Raw genomic sequence first — 15,517 nt, 5'->3', positions numbered from 1 at the left:
TGGGACCGCGCAGTGCGGGGCTACGAACGCCAGGAGCGAGAGCCGGCGGCTGACGTCGACCACCTCTCTCGGTTCGAGGCCGAGATGGATCGGCTGAAGACCGAGCGGGAGAAGGCGATCCAGCACGCCGAGGACCTCGGCTACCAGGTCGAGGTGCTGCGCGCCAAGCTGCACGAGGCGCGGCGGACCATCATGTCCCGGCCCGCCTTCGACGGCGGCGACATCGGCTATCAGGCCGAGCAGTTGCTGCGCAATGCCCAGATCCAGGCGGACCAGCTGCGCCAGGACGCCGAGCGTGAGCTCAGCCAGGTCCGGGCGCAGACCCAGCGGATCCTGCAGGAGCACGCCGAGCAGGCCGCCCGGCTCCAGGCGGAGCTGCACCAGGAGGCGGTGACCCGCCGCCAGCAGCTGGACCAGGAGCTGGCCGAGCGCCGCCAGACCGTCGAGTCGCACGTCAACGAGAACGTGGCGTGGGCCGAGCAGCTGCGGGCCCGCAGCGAGTCGCAGGCCCGCCGTCTCCTCGACGAGTCGCGTGCCGAGGCCGACCAGGCCATGGCGGCCGCCCGCGCCGAGGCCGAGCGGCTCACCAGCGAGGCCCGCCAGCGGCTCACCAGCGCGGCCGAGGAGGCCCGCACCGAGGCCGAGCAGATCCTGCGCCGCGCCCGCACGGACGCCGAGCGGCTGCTGAACGCCGCCTCCACCCAGGCCCAGGAGGCCACCGACCACGCCGAGCAGCTGCGCAGCTCCACCGTCACGGAGTCCGACGCCGCCCGCCGGCAGGCCACGGAGCTCAGCCGGGCCGCCGAGCAGCGCATGTCGGAGGCCGAGGAGGCCCTGCGCAAGGCGCAGTCCGAGGCCGAGAAGCTGGTCACCGAGGCCAAGGCGGCCGCCGAGAAGGCGCTGGCCACCGCCGAGTCGGCCAACGAACAGCGCATGCGGACGGCCAAGGAGCAGGTCGCCCGGCTGGTCAGCGAGGCCACCAAGGAGGCCGAGTCCACCAAGTCGGACGCCGAGCAGGTCGTCGCCGACGCGCGCGCCGAGGCCGAGAAGATCGTCGCCGAGGCCGCCGAGAAGGCCCGCACGATCACCGCCGAGGAGAGCGCGACCCAGCTGTCCAAGGCGGCCAAGACGGCCGAGGACGTCCTCAACAAGGCGCAGGAGGACGCCCAGAACACCACCAAGGCCGCGGCCGAGGAGGCCGAGCGGATCCGCAGGGAGGCCGAGGCCGAGGCGGACCGGCTGCGTTCCGAGGCGCATGACATCGCCGAGCAGCTCAAGGGCGCGGCGAAGGACGACACCAAGGAGTACCGCGCCAAGACGGTCGAACTCCAGGAGGAGGCCCGTCGGCTGCGCGGCGAGGCCGAGCAGCTGCGTTCCGAGGCGGTCGCCGAGGGCGAGAAGATCCGCGCGGAGGCCCGTAGGGAGGCCGTCCAGCAGATCGAGGAGGCGGCCAAGACCGCCGAGGAGCTGCTGTCCAAGGCCAGGCAGGACGCGGACGAGCTGCGCCAGAAGGCCACGACGGACAGCGAGAAGGTTCGCACCGAGGCCATCGAGCGGGCGACGACGCTGCGCCGGCAGGCCGAGGAGACCCTTCAGCGCACCCGCCAGGAGGCCGAACGGCACCGCGACGAGGTCGTCGAGCAGGCCGAGGGCATCAAGGCCGACGCCGAGCGGGCCGCGCGGGAGCTGCACGAGGAGACCGAGCGGGCCATAGAGGTCCGCCGCACGGAAGCCGCCGAGGAGCTGACGCGGCTGCAGTCGGAGGCCGAACAGCGCCTCACCGCCGCCGAACAGGCCCTCTCCGACGCCCGCGAGGAGGCCGCCCGCATCCGGCGCGAGGCCGCCGAGGAGGCCGACCGGCTGCGCGGCGAGTCCGCCGAGCGGATCCGCACGCTCCAGCAGCAGGCCGAGCAGGAGGCCGACCGGCTGCGCACCGAGGCCGCGTCGGACGCGTCCGCGTCCCGTGCCGAGGGCGAGGCCATCGCCGTACGCCTGCGGTCGGAGGCCGCGGCCGAGGCCGAGCGGCTGAAGTCGGAGGCCCAGGACACCGCCGACCGGGTGCGTGCGGAGGCGCAGGCCGCGGCCGAGCGGCTGGCGACAGAGGCGTCGGAGACACTGGCCGCCGCGCAGGAGGAGGCCAACCGGCGTCGCCGCGAGGCCGAGGAGTACCTCGGCACCGCCCGCCAGGAGGCCGACCAGGAGCGCGAGCGGGCCCGCGAGCAGAGCGAGGAGCTGCTGGCCTCCGCGCGCAACCGCGTGGAGGAGGCGCAGGCCGAGGCGGTGCGGCTGGTCGAGGAGGCCGACCGGCGCGCCACCGAGATGGTCGCCGCCGCCGAGCAGCACGCCCAGCAGGTCCGCGACTCCGTGTCGGGGCTGCACGAGCAGGCCCAGGAGGAGATCTCCGGGCTGCGCAGTGCCGCCGAGCACGCGGCGGACCGTACCCGCCGGGAGGCCGAGGAGGAGGCGGACCGGGTCCGCGCCGACGCCTACGCCGAGCGGGAGCGGGCCAGCGAGGACGCGGGCCGCGTCCGGCGCGAGGCGAACGAGGAGTCGGCCGCCGCCAAGTCCCTCGCCGAGCGCACCGTCGGGGAGGCCATCGCCGAGGCGGAGCGGCTGCGGTCGGACGCCACCGAGCACGCGCAGCGGATCCGTACCGAGGCCTCCGACAAGATCGCCGAGGCCGAGCAGGCCGCGTCCCGCACCCGGGCGGACGCCCGCGAGGACGCCAACCGGATCCGTTCGGACGCGGCGACGCAGGCCGACACCCTCATCACCGAGGCGCGTTCCGAGGCGGAGCGGCTCCAGTCGGAGACGGTCGCCGAGGCCGACCGGGTGCGCACCGAGGCGCTCGCCAAGGCCGAGAAGCTGGTCGGGGACGCCTCGTCGGAGGCGGAGCGGCTGCGCGCCGAGGCCGCGGAGACGGTCGGGTCGGCGCAGCAGCACGCCGAGCGGGTCCGCAGCGAGTCCCAGCGCGTCAAGGCCGAGGCGGCCGCGGCGGCCGAGCGGCTGGTGACGGCCGCGCGCGAGGAGGCCGAGCGCACCCTCGACGAGGCCCGCAAGGACGCACACAAGCGGCGCCAGGACGTGGCCGAGCAGGTCGACAAGCTCATCACGGAGACCACGGCCGAGGCCGACAAGCTGCTCACCGAGGCGCAGGCGCAGGCGCACAAGACGACCGCGGACGCCGAGGCGCAGGCCGACACCATGGTCGGCGCCGCCCGCAAGGAGGCCGACCGGCTGGTCTCCGAGGCGACGGTCGAGGGCAACTCGCTGGTGGAGAAGTCCCGTACGGACGCGGACGAGCTGCTCGTCGGCGCCCGCCGGGACGCCACCGCGATCAGGGAGCGCGCGGAGGAGCTGCGCGACCGCATCACTAGCGAGATCGAGAAGCTGCACGAGCGCGCCCGCCGCGAGTCCGCCGAGACGATGAAGTCGACCGGCGACCGCTGCGACGCCCTCATCAAGGCCGCCGAGGAACAGCTCGCCAAGGCCCAGGCGAAGGCCAAGGAGCTGGTGTCGGAGGCCAACTCCGAGGCCGGCAAGGTCCGTATCGCCGCCGTCAAGAAGGCCGAGGGCCTACTGAAGGAGGCCGAGCAGAAGCGGTCCTCGCTCATCAAGGAGGCCGAGGAGCTCAAGGCCGAGGCGATCCGCGAGGCCAAGCGCACGGTCGAGGAGGGCAAGCGCGAGCTGGAGGTCCTGGTGCGGCGCCGCGAGGACATCAACGCCGAGATCTCCCGGGTCCAGGACGTCCTGGAGGCGCTTGAATCCTTCGAGGCGCCGGCCGGCGGCAAGGACGGCGGAGTCAAGGCGGGTGCGACAGTCGGAGCACCCCGATCGGGTGGCAAGTCGTCAGACGGCTAGCGTGTCGAGCGGGTTCCAGTGTCTCCTGGGGCCTTTGACCCAGTTTTTGGCAAGCCGTCCGACGGTTAGCCACTCAAAAGGGGTCTCATTCTCCAGATCAAACACGTATCCGCTCGATGACACACCGCTTCGGCCCCTAGGATTCCACTTATCACCTCACCGGTCTCATTCGACAGGAACCCCATGAGCGACACTTCCCCCTACGGCTTCGAGCTTGTGCGGCGTGGGTACGACCGCGCTCAGGTGGACGAACGAATCTCCAAGCTCGTCTCCGACCGTGACAGCGCTCTCGCCCGCATCACCGCTCTGGAAAAGCGCATCGAGGAGCTCCACCTCGAAACGCAGAACGCCCAGGCCCAGGTAACCGACGCTGAGCCGTCGTACGCCGGTCTCGGCGCGCGTGTCGAGAAGATCCTCCGCCTCGCCGAGGAAGAGGCCAAGGATCTGCGCGAGGAGGCCCGCCGCGCCGCCGAGCAGCACCGCGAGCTCGCCGAGTCGGCAGCCCAGCAGGTCCGCAACGACGCAGAATCGTTCGCTGCGGAGCGCAAGGCCAAGGCCGAGGACGAAGGCGTCCGGATCGTCGAGAAGGCCAAGAGCGACGCCTCGCAGCTGCGCTCCGAGGCTCAGAAGGACGCACAGTCCAAGCGTGAGGAGGCCGACGCTCTCTTCGAGGAGACCCGCGCCAAGGCCGCGCAGGCCGCCGCCGACTTCGAGACGAACCTCGCCAAGCGCCGCGAGCAGTCCGAGCGGGACCTGGCGTCCCGTCAGGCCAAGGCCGAGAAGCGCCTCGCGGAGATCGAGCACCGCGCGGAGCAGCTCCGCCTGGAGGCCGAGAAGCTGCGCACCGACGCCGAGCGCCGTGCCCGCCAGACGGTGGAGACGGCTCAGCGCCAGGCCGAGGACATCGTGGCCGACGCCAACGCCAAGGCCGACCGCATCCGTTCGGAATCCGAGCGCGAGCTCGCGGCCCTCACCAACCGCCGCGACAGCATCAACGCTCAGCTGACGAACGTCCGCGAGATGCTGGCGACCCTCACCGGTGCCGCGGTCGCCGCGACCGGCGCGCCCGCCACCGAGGACGAGCCGATCACCCGTGGGGTGCCCGCCCAGCAGTCCCGGTAACGATCCGGCGCACGGCTGTTGAATTTTCGCAAAGCCCTCTGCCACTGGGGTGGCAGAGGGCTTTGTCCCGTTTTAGCGTGGGCGGCATGATCGAGCTCGAGGGGCTGACGAAGCGGTACGGCGAGAAGGTGGCGGTCAACAACCTGACGTTCGCCGTCAGACCAGGCATCGTCACGGGCTTCCTGGGCCCGAACGGCGCGGGCAAGTCGACCACCATGCGCATGATCCTGGGCCTCGACCGGCCCACCGCCGGCGACGTCCGTATCGACGGCAAGCACTACGACCAGCTCAAGGACCCGCTGACCTACATCGGCGCCCTGCTGGAGGCCAAGGCCTGGCACGGCGGGCGCAGCGCCTACAACCATCTGCTGTGCCTCGCGCAGAGCAACGGCATTCCGGGCAGCCGGGTGCGGGAGGTGCTGGAGACGGTCGGGCTGACCGCCGTCGCCAAGAAGAAGACCAAGGGCTTCTCGATGGGCATGGGCCAGCGGCTCGGCATCGCGGGCGCGCTGCTCGGCGATCCGCGGATCCTGATGTTCGACGAGCCGGTCAACGGGCTCGACCCCGAGGGCATCCACTGGATCCGGAACCTGATGAAGTCCCTTGCCGCGCAGGGCCGGACCGTGTTCGTCTCCTCCCATCTGATGAGCGAGATGGCCCTGACCGCCGACCATCTCGTCGTCATCGGACAGGGGCGGCTGCTCGCCGACACCTCCATGGCCGAGTTCATCGCACGCAACTCGCGGTCGTACGTCCGTATCCGCACCCCGCAGCGCGAGCGGCTGCTCGATGTGCTGCAGCAGGGCGGGATCACCGCAGTACAGACGGGCAACGGCACGCTGGAGGTGGACGGCAGCAAGTCCGAGGTGATCGGGGAGCTGGCGGCGCGCCACCAGATCGTGCTGCACGAGCTGAGCCCGCAACAGGCCTCCCTGGAGGAGGCGTTCATGCAGCTGACCGCGGAGTCGGTGGAGTACCACGCGCACGCCGACGCACCGCCGCCCCCGCCGCCCCAGCCGCAGCAGCGGCCGTGGGGCGAGGACTGGAAGAGGAGCTGAGCATGGCGGTCACCACCCAGGTCATCCGCTCCGAATGGACCAAGGTCCGGTCCGTGGCATCCACCGTGTGGACGCTGTCGCTGGCCGTGGTCGTCACGGTCGCGCTCGGCATGCTGATCTCGGCCCTGTCGAAGAACGAGTTCGACGACATGAGCCGGCAGGACCGGCTGTCCTTCGATCCGACCTTCATCAGCTTCGCCGGCATGGGCCTCGGTCAGCTCGCGATGATCGTGTTCGGGGTGCTCGTCGTCTCGAACGAGTACAGCACCGGCATGATCCGCAGCTCGCTGGCCGCCGTGCCGCAGCGCGGCACCTTCCTGTTCGGCAAGATCGCGGTGGCGACCGGCCTGTCGCTCGCGGTCGGCCTGGCCACCAGCTTCCTCACCTTCTTCCTCGGACAGGCGATGCTCGGCGAGCACAAGGCGCAGATCGGCGACCCGGGTGTGCTGCGGGCGGTGATCGGCGGCGGGCTCTACATGACCCTCATCGCGATGTTCTCGATGGGCGTCGCGGCGATGCTGCGCTCGCCGATGCTGTCGCTGGGCATCCTGATGCCGTTCTTCTTCCTGGTCTCCAACATCCTCGGCAACGTCTCGGCCACCGAGAAGATCGGCCGCTATCTGCCCGACCAGGCCGGCAGCAGAATCATGCAGGTGGTCACTCCGATCGACGACGACAAGCCGTACGGCCCCTGGGGCGGGCTCGGCATCATGGCGCTGTGGGTGGCCGCAGCGCTCGCCGGCGGTTATCTCACGCTCAAGAAACGGGACGCCTAGCGAGATGCACGAGGGGGAACCGTCGGCGCGAGGTTTTACTCGCCCTTGAGCGGAACCGTCAGCGCCTCGGTATCCTCCTAACCCTTACGGGGGGCGTGTGCCCCGCTGTCCTGAACCTTTCGATGGGTGCGGAGCATGATCGAGGCAGTCGGCCTGACCAAGCGCTACGGCGACAAGACCGCTGTGTACAACTTGTCCTTCCAGGTGCGGCCCGGCGCCGTCACCGGCTTCCTGGGCCCCAACGGCTCGGGCAAGTCGACGACGATGCGGATGATCCTCGGCCTGGACAACCCGACCGCGGGGCATGTGTCGATCGGCGGCTACCCGTACCGCAAGCTGCCCAACGCCCCCCGCCAGGTCGGCGCCCTGCTGGACGCCAAGGCGGTGCACGGTGGCCGCGCGGCCCGCAACCATCTGCTGAGCCTCGCCCAGCTGTCCGGCATCCCGCCCCGGCGGGTGGACGAGGTGCTGGGCGTGGTCGGTCTGCAGGACGTGGCCAGGAAGCGCTCCAAGGGCTTCTCCCTCGGCATGGGCCAGCGCCTCGGCATCGCCGCCGCGCTGCTCGGCGACCCCCAGGTGCTGCTGTTCGACGAGCCGGTCAACGGCCTCGACCCCGAGGGCATCCTCTGGGTGCGGAACCTGATGAAGTCGCTGGCCGCCGAGGGCCGTACCGTCTTCGTCTCCTCCCATCTGATGAGCGAGATGGCCCTGACCGCCGACCACCTGATCGTCATCGGGCGCGGTCAGCTGCTCGCCGACATGGGCGTCAAGGACTTCATCGCGGCGAACTCAGCCGGCTTCGCCCGGGTCCGTACGCCCGACACCGAGCCGCAGCTGCGCGAGAAGCTGGCCGGCGCGCTCACCGAGGCGGGCGGGCATGTGCTGCCCGAGCAGGACGGCGCGCTCCGGGTGACCGGGCTGCCGCTCCCCCGCATCAGCGACATCGCGCACGACACCGACGTACGGCTGTGGGAGCTGTCGCCGCACCAGGCCTCGCTGGAGGAGGCGTACATGCGGATGACTCAGGGCGCGGTCGACTACCGCTCGACCATCGACCAGAAGGAAGGGCTGATGCAGCAGCTGCCGCCGGGCGCGCAGCCGCCGATGCCGGTTCCGGGTCAGGGCCAGCCGGGCTGGTACGCCCCGCCGCCGCCCCAGCAGGGCGGGCAGCCGTTCACCGCGCCGCAGGGCCCGCCGGGGCCGTACGGCGCACCGGCGGCGCCCGGCGCGGGGACGCCCAACCCGTACGCCCAGACGGCACCCCAGGCACCCCAGGCACCTCAGGCGGCCCCGCCGAGTCCCGCCCAGCCGCCCGCCGCCGCCCCGTCGACCCCCGCCGCCCCGACCACGCCCGAGGACGCCCGATGAGCACGCCCCAGCCCCCGATGCCGCAGAGCGCCGCACCGAACTGGCAGGCGGCGCCCGGCTCGTCGTACCCCACCTACACCTCGCCGATCCCCGTGGTGCGCACGCACCTCGGGCACGCGCTCTCCTCGGAGTGGACGAAGATCCGCTCGGTGCGCTCCACGATGTGGACGCTCGGCGTGTTCGTGCTGCTCGTCATCGGCATCGGCCTGGGCGCGGCCGCACTGGTGGCGTCCAACTCCTCTCAGGACGCCCTGGCCGGTGAGAGTCCGCTGTCGTTCGGCTTCTTCGGGCTGCTGCTCGGCAGCATGTGCATCATCACGCTCGGCGTGCTGACCACGGCCTCGGAGTACGGCACCGGCATGATCCGCACCACGATGACCGCGTGCCCGACCCGCGGGCGGGTGCTGGCGGCGAAGGCGATCGTGTTCTTCGTCGTCGCGTTCGTCGTCACGCTGACCTCGACCGTCCTGGTCGCCCTCGCGGACGTGGCGCTGCTGGAGGGGGCCCGGGAGCCGTCCGGCCAGGAGTGGCTGAAGGGCACGGTCGGCATCTCGCTCTACATCGCGCTGCTCGGCCTGCTCTCGCTCGTCGTCGGCTCGATCATCCGGCACTCGGCGGGCGCGATCACCGTCATGATCGGCGTTGTGCTGGCCCCGCTGGTCATCGCGCTGTTCATGTTCTCGGAGTCGCTCCAGGACCTCCAGCAGGCCCTGTTCGAGTACTCCATCCCGAACCAGTTCAGCGTCTTCTACGCGCAGTCCCTCTCCGATTCCGGCCCGTCCGGCTGGGACCCGCTGTGGATCATGCTCGGTGTGACGGCCGCCGCGTTCGCCGGCGCCTACGTGCTGCTGGAGAAGCGGGACGTGTAGATCCGCGTTCAGAACTTCGGCGCGTTACGGGACCGCTGCACCCGCGTGGTGCGGCGGTCCCGCGCGTTCCAGCACGCCTTGTGCCAGTGCCGGCGGTCGTCGACGCCCGCGTGGTCCGGCCAGGCGACGACATGCGGGACACCGTCCGGGATCAGCTGCTCGCAGCCCGGGCAGCGGTAGGACTTGCCCTGCGCGCTCGCGCCCGCCACATGCCGTACGTTCCAGTCCTCGCCCTGCCAGCCCTCGCTGGACTGCCAGCCGCCGTAGCGGCCGGGGCGGTCGGCCTCGGCACCGGGTCCGGACAAGCCGGAATCCTTCGGTCGGTTGCGACGCGGGGACACGGAACACCTCACGGGGCTATACAGGATGCACGGGTCATGTCCAGCCTACGCGGCACGGACAGGGGTAGTCGTACGGCACCAACCCCCGCAAGTCCCTCACCTCGGTGATGCTTTCTCCCGACAATCCGCAAATCTCTTCGTCAAGCCGTGTCCTCGGCACGTGTCAGACGGTTATGCCGGGTGGGGGAGCTCCGCGTCGGAGCCAAGGAAGCAGGAAATAGCAATGCGCGTAGGAAGTTTCGTGTTGGCGGCCCGGTTCCCGGGGCAGGGCGACGGGGAGGCGCTGCACCGCGCGGTCCGCTCCGCCGAGGTCGCCGAGGAGGCGGGACTCGACACGGCCTGGCTGGCCGAGCACCACTTCGTGCCGTACGGCACCTGCCCGTCCGCGATCACCCTGGCGGCGTTGCTGCTCGGCCGTACCAGCCGGCTGCGGGTGGGCACGGCGGTCAGCGTGCTGCCCACCGCCCACCCCGTGGCCCTCGGCGAGCAGGCCGCGCTGCTGCACATCACCTCCGGCGGGCGCCTCTCGCTGGGCGTGGGGCGCGGCGGGCCGTGGGTCGATCTGGAGGTGTTCGGCCAGGGCCTGAAGGCCTACGAGGAGGGGTTCCCGGAATCACTCGATCTGCTGCTGCGCTGGCTGCGCGACCCGTCGGTCGCGGCCACCGGGGAGCGGTTCGGCTTCCGCGAAGTCCCCGTCGTACCAAGGCCGTCGGAGTGCCTGACGGACGCCGAGGGGCCCGAGGTCGTCGTCGCGTGCACATCCCCCCGGAGCGTGCGCCTCGCGGCCGAGCGGGGTCTGCCGATGCTGCTCGGGATGCATGTGGGCGACGAGGAGAAGGCCGAAATGGTCGCCCTGTGGCGGGAGTACGCGCGCGCGGCCGGGCGTCCGGCGGAGGAGATCCTCGGCGCGGCCCATGTGTCGGCCGGCGTCTGCCAGATCGCGGACCGCCGCACGGACGCGGTCGAGACGCTCACCAAGGCGATGCCGGGCTGGCTCCGGCAGGGCCTGGAGGCCCATGTGACGGTGGACGGCCGCGATCGCACGATGCGCGACCCGCTGGCGTACACCGAACTGCTCTGCGGGCTGCACCCGGTGGGCACTCCGCGGCTGTGCGCCGACCGCCTGGCGGCGACCAGCGAACGGACCGGTATCTCCCGCTTCGCCCTGCTCGTCGAGGGCTCGGGCGACCTGGCGGCGACCGAGGAGAACGTACGGCGGCTGGGCGCCGAAGTGCTGCCGCACCTCGGCTGAATCGCCCCGTGCGTACGGAACGGCCCAGCTCGCCAGGGGGCTTGCCGCCCCAGTACTGATTGCACCTCCCGCGTACGGAGCGGCAAGCAAAGCGGCTGACTGCGTCAGCAGTCCCTGAGCTCCGGGGACTGGTTCAGCAGCTGGTTGCGCACCGAGGTGAAGCGAGCCAGCGTCTCGTCGACCGAGGAGTCAAGCGGGAACACCGCCACCCGGTGGCAGTTCTGGAAGGCCAGTCGCACCCCGAAGTGCCGCTGCAGCGCGCCGCGTATCGCGTCACTCGCAAGCGCACGCAGCAGCTGGCCACGTGCCTGCTCGTCCGGCGGGGGCGTCTGGTTGTCGGCGAACGAGCCGCCGTCGACCTTCAGCTGGGCCACCAGGGAGCTGATCATCTCCCATGCGTAGGGCAGGGAGGTCCGGACGCAGTCGACGAAGGCGGCTTCGTCGACCTCGCCTCGCTCGGCCTGTTCGAGTAGGGCCGGTGAGACGTCGAGCGACATGGGTTCTCCTCTCGCACCCCCGAAACAGCGGGGGTTGCCGGACAGATGAGGGAGTTCGCGATACCGGACACGCTGTGTACACGCCTCGCGACCTCCCGTTTAATACGGTAGGCAACAGACCGTGACCGCACCAGGAGAATGCGTACATGGGCGGACCTCGTTAGGCGCACAATCGGCCAGAAATGAACAGGGGCAGTCCGGGGTGTTACGGACTCCCCCAGGGCGGATCGCGTCGACATGGGCCCGTCGAGTAGCGTTGCGGACCATGCGTCTCGTCATTGCCCGATGCTCCGTCGACTACGCGGGCCGGCTCACCGCCCATCTGCCCTCGGCGCCCCGTCTGATCCTGGTCAAGGCGGACGGCAGCGTCTCGATCCACGCGGACGACCGGGCCTACAAGCCCCTCAACTGGATGTCGCCGCCCTGCACTCTGAAGGAGGGGGACGGCGAGCAGAAGGACGTCTGGACGGTCACCAACAAAGCGGGCGAGAAGCTGATCATCACAATGGAGGAGATCCTCCATGACTCCTCGCACGAACTGGGGGTGGACCCCGGTCTGATCAAGGACGGCGTGGAAGCACACCTCCAGGAGCTCCTCGCCGACCGCATCGAGACCCTGGGCGAGGGTTACTCGCTCATCCGCCGCGAGTACATGACGGCCATCGGGCCGGTCGACATTCTGTGCCGGGACGCGGAGGGACAGACGGTCGCGGTCGAGATCAAGCGGCGCGGCGAGATCGACGGTGTGGAACAGCTCACGCGCTACCTGGAATTGCTGAACCGGGATCCGCATCTCGCGCCGGTACGCGGCATCTTCGCGGCCCAGGAGATCAAGCCCCAGGCCCGTGTCCTCGCGACGGACAGGGGCATCGGCTGCCAGGTGCTGGACTACGACGCGATGCGGGGCATCGAGGACGACAAGCTGCGGCTGTTCTGACCGACGGCCGTCCGCGGCCGTACGACGTCGAGGGCCGGGTCCGTTGGACGGACCCGGCCCTCTTGTCCTGATCGGTGGGTCAGATCAGCGCATCCGTGCCGGTGCTCGGGGTGTCCGCGTCGGTGGCCGCCGGGGCGCTCGCCGAGCTGGTGGTCTCCACCGGGCTGGCGGAGGCCGGGCCACTGGCCGAGGTCGAGCTGGTCGGGGTCTCCGTCGGGGTGGTGGTGGGGTCGTCCGTCGGGGTGGTGGTCGGGTTCTGCGTCGGATCAGTCGGGTCGTCCGTCGGATCCGTCGGGTCGTCCGTGGGGTCCGTCGGCGGCCTGGTCGGCGAGGTGGGCGGTTTCGTGGGCGACGACGGCGGCTTCGTCGGCGAGTGCGTGGAACCGCCGCCCGAACCCTGGGTACCGCTCGGGTCGTCCGACGGATCCGTCGGACCGTCCGTGGGCGTCGGGTCGTCCGAGGTGCCGTACGTGCCGTCGGGTCCCGGATCGGTCGGCCGGCTGGTCGCCGAGCCGGTGTCGCCGGAGCCCTTGTCCTCGTTGCTCTCCACCTTGTCCGCGCCCAGGCTGTCGTCGCCGGGGCCCTGGCTGGCGGACGGGTTGACGCCGACCTGGTTGGAAGGGGCGTTGGGGTCGTTGTCGGAGGTGGCCCCGAGCGTCACGACGGTGCCGAGCACCGCCACGAGCAGCGCGCCCGCGCCGGCCGCGACGAGGTTGCGCCGCGCGAAGCTCCGGACGCCGCCGCGGCCCTTGTGCGAGGCCCCCGGGGACGACGGATCGGACGCCCGGTGGGTGACCAGCGTCGTGGGGTCCCCGACGGGCGGGAACACGGCCGGCACGCCGCCCGGCGGCGACTGCGACTCCTCGTACCGCGCGTCCGACACCTCCTCCCCCGACGTGGCGGCGAAGGCGGCCACTCCGGGCGTCGTACCGGAGCGGTCCGAGACCAGTGCGAGGGCGCGGCGCCCCGCGACGGTGCCGCGCTTGTCGGCGAGGGCGCCGCGCAGCCCGGTGGAGGTCTCCAGTTCGGCGCGGGCCCGGTCCAGCTGGCCGACACAGAGCGCGAGGATGCCCAACTCGTGGTGGAAATAGGCCTGTTCGGAGACCTCACCGGCGAGGCGGGCGGCCTCGGCACCCGCCCGCAGCGCCCGCTCCCAGGCGCCCCAGTGCAGCCCCGCCGCGAACGCGGGCGCCGCCGTGCGGGCCAGCAGCACGCTCGGGCTCTCCTCGCCCTCGTCGGGCGGTGTCGTACCCGGCACCAGCACGCCCAGCGCGGCGAGCACGGCGTCGGCCTCGGCGCAGACGCGCTCCGGCGTGACCGAGGGGTGCCCCGCCCACCAGGCGTAGTGCCGGGCGGCGGTGAGGGCGTCGTCCCGCGCCTCCTCGGCGTATCCGGCGCCCTCCAGCTGGGCCTGCACCCCGGCGGCGAGCCGGTAGCGGGAGCCGACCGGCGAGACCAGCCCGCAGTCGGCCAGCTCGCCCAGCGCGGCGTCCGCGTGGGTGTCACCGACCAGCGCGGGCAGATGCGCCTGGTGCGGCACCTCGCCGCCGAGCGCGACGGCGAACCTCAGGGTGGCGCGGGCCGACGCGCTGAGCCGGGAGGCGAGCAGCCGCGCCGGGCCGGCCGCCTCGCCGAGCGACGGCAGGGGCGTCTCCACGCCGCCGCCCTCGGTGTCGTACGAGGCGTCCAAGGGGGCGTCGACCGGCGGTGCGTCCTCGAAGACGCCGTACTCGTCGACGGCCTCCGCTCCCGCCCGCAGCCGGTCCCGCTGCCGCAGCAGCGCCCCGGCCTGGACGAACCTGAGCGGCAGGCCCTCGGACTCGAACCACAGATCGCCCGCCCAGTTCGTCTCGTCCTCGGTGAGGACCCGGCCGACCCCGCGCTCCAGGAGCTCCATGCTCGCGGCGCGGTCGAGACCGTCGAGGGCGACCACCTCGATGCCGGAGTCGGCGGACGGGGCGGGCACCTCGGGCGTGGCGCCGATCAGGAAGGCGCACTCAGGGGTGGCGTCCAGCAGCTCGTCGAGCGCGGCGCCGCCGAACTCGATGTCGTCCAGGACGACGACGGCACCGATCTCCCGCACACAGGAGAGAAGTTCGTCCCGATCCGGGCGGTACAGGGGCGCGCTGTAGACGGCGTGAAAGAGGTCGTACAGCAGATCGGCGGGCGTGCGGTGGAAGCCGGTGAGACGGATCACGCCGTCGGGCGCGAGGTCCTCGCAGTCGTCGGCGACGAGGTCGAGCAGGCTGGTGCGGCCGGCACCCCGGGGGCCGACCAGACGTACGGAGCGGCCGCGGGCGAGCATCCGTACCAGCTGTTCGCGCTCGTCCTGGCGGGCCAGCAGCGGCTGTGCGGGACGGGTCGGCCCGGGTGGGACCGGCGGCCTGGCGGCGCGGTCGATCTCGGCGCGTTCGGCCGGGGCCAGCTTCTCGGGACGTGCGGGCCGCTCCGCGGGCGGGCAGACCTCGATCTCACTGCCGTCCACGGGATTGACGGTGAGCAGGAAGTCGCCCGAGACCAGTTGCACCGTGCGGGCGAGTGCGGGCGTGTGCTGTCCGAAGTCGGGTGTGAGGGGATCCCTGGGCGGGCGCTGGCGCGACGACTGGCCGTCAGCGTCAAGGCCGTACTCCTCGGGTCCCCGGTTGTTCGGGTCCATAGGTCAAGCCCCCCAAAAGCGTCGTGTGCTGTTTGCGGCCCCTCCCGGCCTTTGCACACCGCGCTGTCGCTTCTGGTCCGGGCCCGCTCGAAGGGGTTTGTCTAGGTGGCGGGCAGCCGAACCCTAAACCTTCGCACAGTATCTACGACAGGTCGGGGTACCGCGCCGCCCGAGACATCACAGTCTCGTGAGGATTGTGCGTGACATGCGCTTCGCAGCCGGAACGCCCGACTGTCCCGCCCCGCCCGTTGCGGGTGTCACACCCTCGGCAGTGACTCCACCCCGATGCCGCCCTCGATCGCCAGGATCCGGTGCAGCCGGGTGGCCACCAGCAGCCGCTGCATCTGCGGCGGCACGCCGCGCAGCACCAGGCGCCGGCCGCAGCGGCCGGCCCGCCGATGGGCCCCCATGATCACCCCGAGTCCGGTGGCGTCCCAGAACTCAAGCTCGGACAGGTCGAGCACCAGATCGCCGACTCCGTCGTCGACGGCCGAGTGCAGGACCGTACGGGCGTCCGCCGCGCTGCGGACGTCGAGGCGGCCCCCGACGACCAGCTCGGCGTGGTCGCCCCTGATGTGCATATGCGCTCCCCAAGCGTGCGTTCGTGCTCCGCGGTGTGTTGTCTGCGTGTGTGCCGCTGTCTGTGTTTGCGTCTGTGTTTGCCAGGAGTCTTCGCTGTGGCCGGTGATGCAACCTCTGACTGCGTTGAGCGGTCAGAGGTTGCCGTCTGTAAGCGAACCGATACCGAATTCACCCCATCGCGTGACACGTGCGGGAGCT

General features: G+C 71.6%; 12 protein-coding genes. 8 read left to right on the top strand and 4 right to left on the bottom strand.

Annotated features, from left to right (window positions below):
• Positions 1-12 precede the first annotated feature (12 nt).
• From scy to ACZ7NC_RS27135, 6 genes are all read left to right on the top strand, one after another.
• Positions 13-3,861: a polarized growth protein Scy gene (gene scy, locus ACZ7NC_RS27160; protein WP_471492034.1), complete on the top strand. Its 3,849-nt coding sequence runs from the start codon at positions 13-15 to the stop codon at positions 3,859-3,861.
• A gap of 183 nt (positions 3,862-4,044) precedes the next feature.
• Entirely contained in the window at positions 4,045-4,983 is a 939-nt protein-coding gene (locus ACZ7NC_RS27155; RefSeq protein WP_471492032.1) for a cellulose-binding protein, read from the top strand.
• A gap of 86 nt (positions 4,984-5,069) precedes the next feature.
• Positions 5,070-6,041: an ABC transporter ATP-binding protein gene (locus ACZ7NC_RS27150; protein ID WP_471492030.1), complete on the top strand. Its 972-nt coding sequence runs from the start codon at positions 5,070-5,072 to the stop codon at positions 6,039-6,041.
• Between the two features lie 2 nt (positions 6,042-6,043).
• Entirely contained in the window at positions 6,044-6,817 is a 774-nt protein-coding gene (locus tag ACZ7NC_RS27145) for an ABC transporter permease (RefSeq protein WP_471492027.1), read from the top strand.
• Between the two features lie 135 nt (positions 6,818-6,952).
• Positions 6,953-8,185, top strand: coding sequence for an ABC transporter ATP-binding protein (locus ACZ7NC_RS27140; protein WP_471492026.1), 1,233 nt, complete (start codon positions 6,953-6,955; stop codon positions 8,183-8,185).
• Entirely contained in the window at positions 8,182-9,054 is an 873-nt protein-coding gene (locus ACZ7NC_RS27135; RefSeq protein ID WP_471492024.1) for an ABC transporter permease subunit, read from the top strand. Before ACZ7NC_RS27140 ends, ACZ7NC_RS27135 begins: the two co-directional genes overlap by 4 nt.
• A gap of 8 nt (positions 9,055-9,062) precedes the next feature.
• Here the strand turns inward: ACZ7NC_RS27135 and ACZ7NC_RS27130 are convergent, their stop codons facing one another.
• Positions 9,063-9,395: an ATP/GTP-binding protein gene (locus tag ACZ7NC_RS27130; protein WP_471492021.1), complete on the bottom strand. Its 333-nt coding sequence runs from the start codon at positions 9,393-9,395 to the stop codon at positions 9,063-9,065.
• Between the two features lie 223 nt (positions 9,396-9,618).
• On the opposite strand from ACZ7NC_RS27130, the gene ACZ7NC_RS27125 reads away from it, so the two are divergent.
• Positions 9,619-10,647, top strand: a complete 1,029-nt coding sequence (locus ACZ7NC_RS27125; protein WP_471492019.1) for an LLM class flavin-dependent oxidoreductase — start codon at positions 9,619-9,621, stop codon at positions 10,645-10,647.
• Between the two features lie 104 nt (positions 10,648-10,751).
• Here the strand turns inward: ACZ7NC_RS27125 and ACZ7NC_RS27120 are convergent, their stop codons facing one another.
• Positions 10,752-11,144, bottom strand: a complete 393-nt coding sequence (locus tag ACZ7NC_RS27120; protein ID WP_383414831.1) for an SCO5389 family protein — start codon at positions 11,142-11,144, stop codon at positions 10,752-10,754.
• 265 nt (positions 11,145-11,409) lie between these two features.
• On the opposite strand from ACZ7NC_RS27120, the gene nucS reads away from it, so the two are divergent.
• Positions 11,410-12,081: an endonuclease NucS gene (gene nucS, locus ACZ7NC_RS27115; RefSeq protein WP_383414828.1), complete on the top strand. Its 672-nt coding sequence runs from the start codon at positions 11,410-11,412 to the stop codon at positions 12,079-12,081.
• Positions 12,082-12,160: 79 nt separating this feature from the next.
• Here nucS and ACZ7NC_RS27110 read toward each other — a convergent pair whose 3' ends face one another.
• Both ACZ7NC_RS27110 and ACZ7NC_RS27105 read right to left on the bottom strand, forming a co-directional pair.
• Positions 12,161-14,737 carry an ATP-binding protein gene (locus ACZ7NC_RS27110; RefSeq protein ID WP_471492015.1) on the bottom strand — a complete coding sequence of 859 codons (2,577 nt, stop codon included), beginning with the start codon at positions 14,735-14,737 and terminating at the stop codon, positions 12,161-12,163.
• A gap of 257 nt (positions 14,738-14,994) precedes the next feature.
• Positions 14,995-15,318 (bottom strand): STAS domain-containing protein, encoded by a 324-nt coding sequence (locus ACZ7NC_RS27105; RefSeq protein WP_019760944.1) that lies wholly within the window; start codon positions 15,316-15,318, stop codon positions 14,995-14,997.
• Positions 15,319-15,517 lie beyond the last annotated feature (199 nt).

The sequence above is a fragment of the Streptomyces sp. NPDC111802 genome (assembly GCF_055634335.1).
The sequence above is the reverse complement of the archived record's forward strand: the minus strand, read 5'-3'. Positions and strand labels throughout refer to the sequence as shown.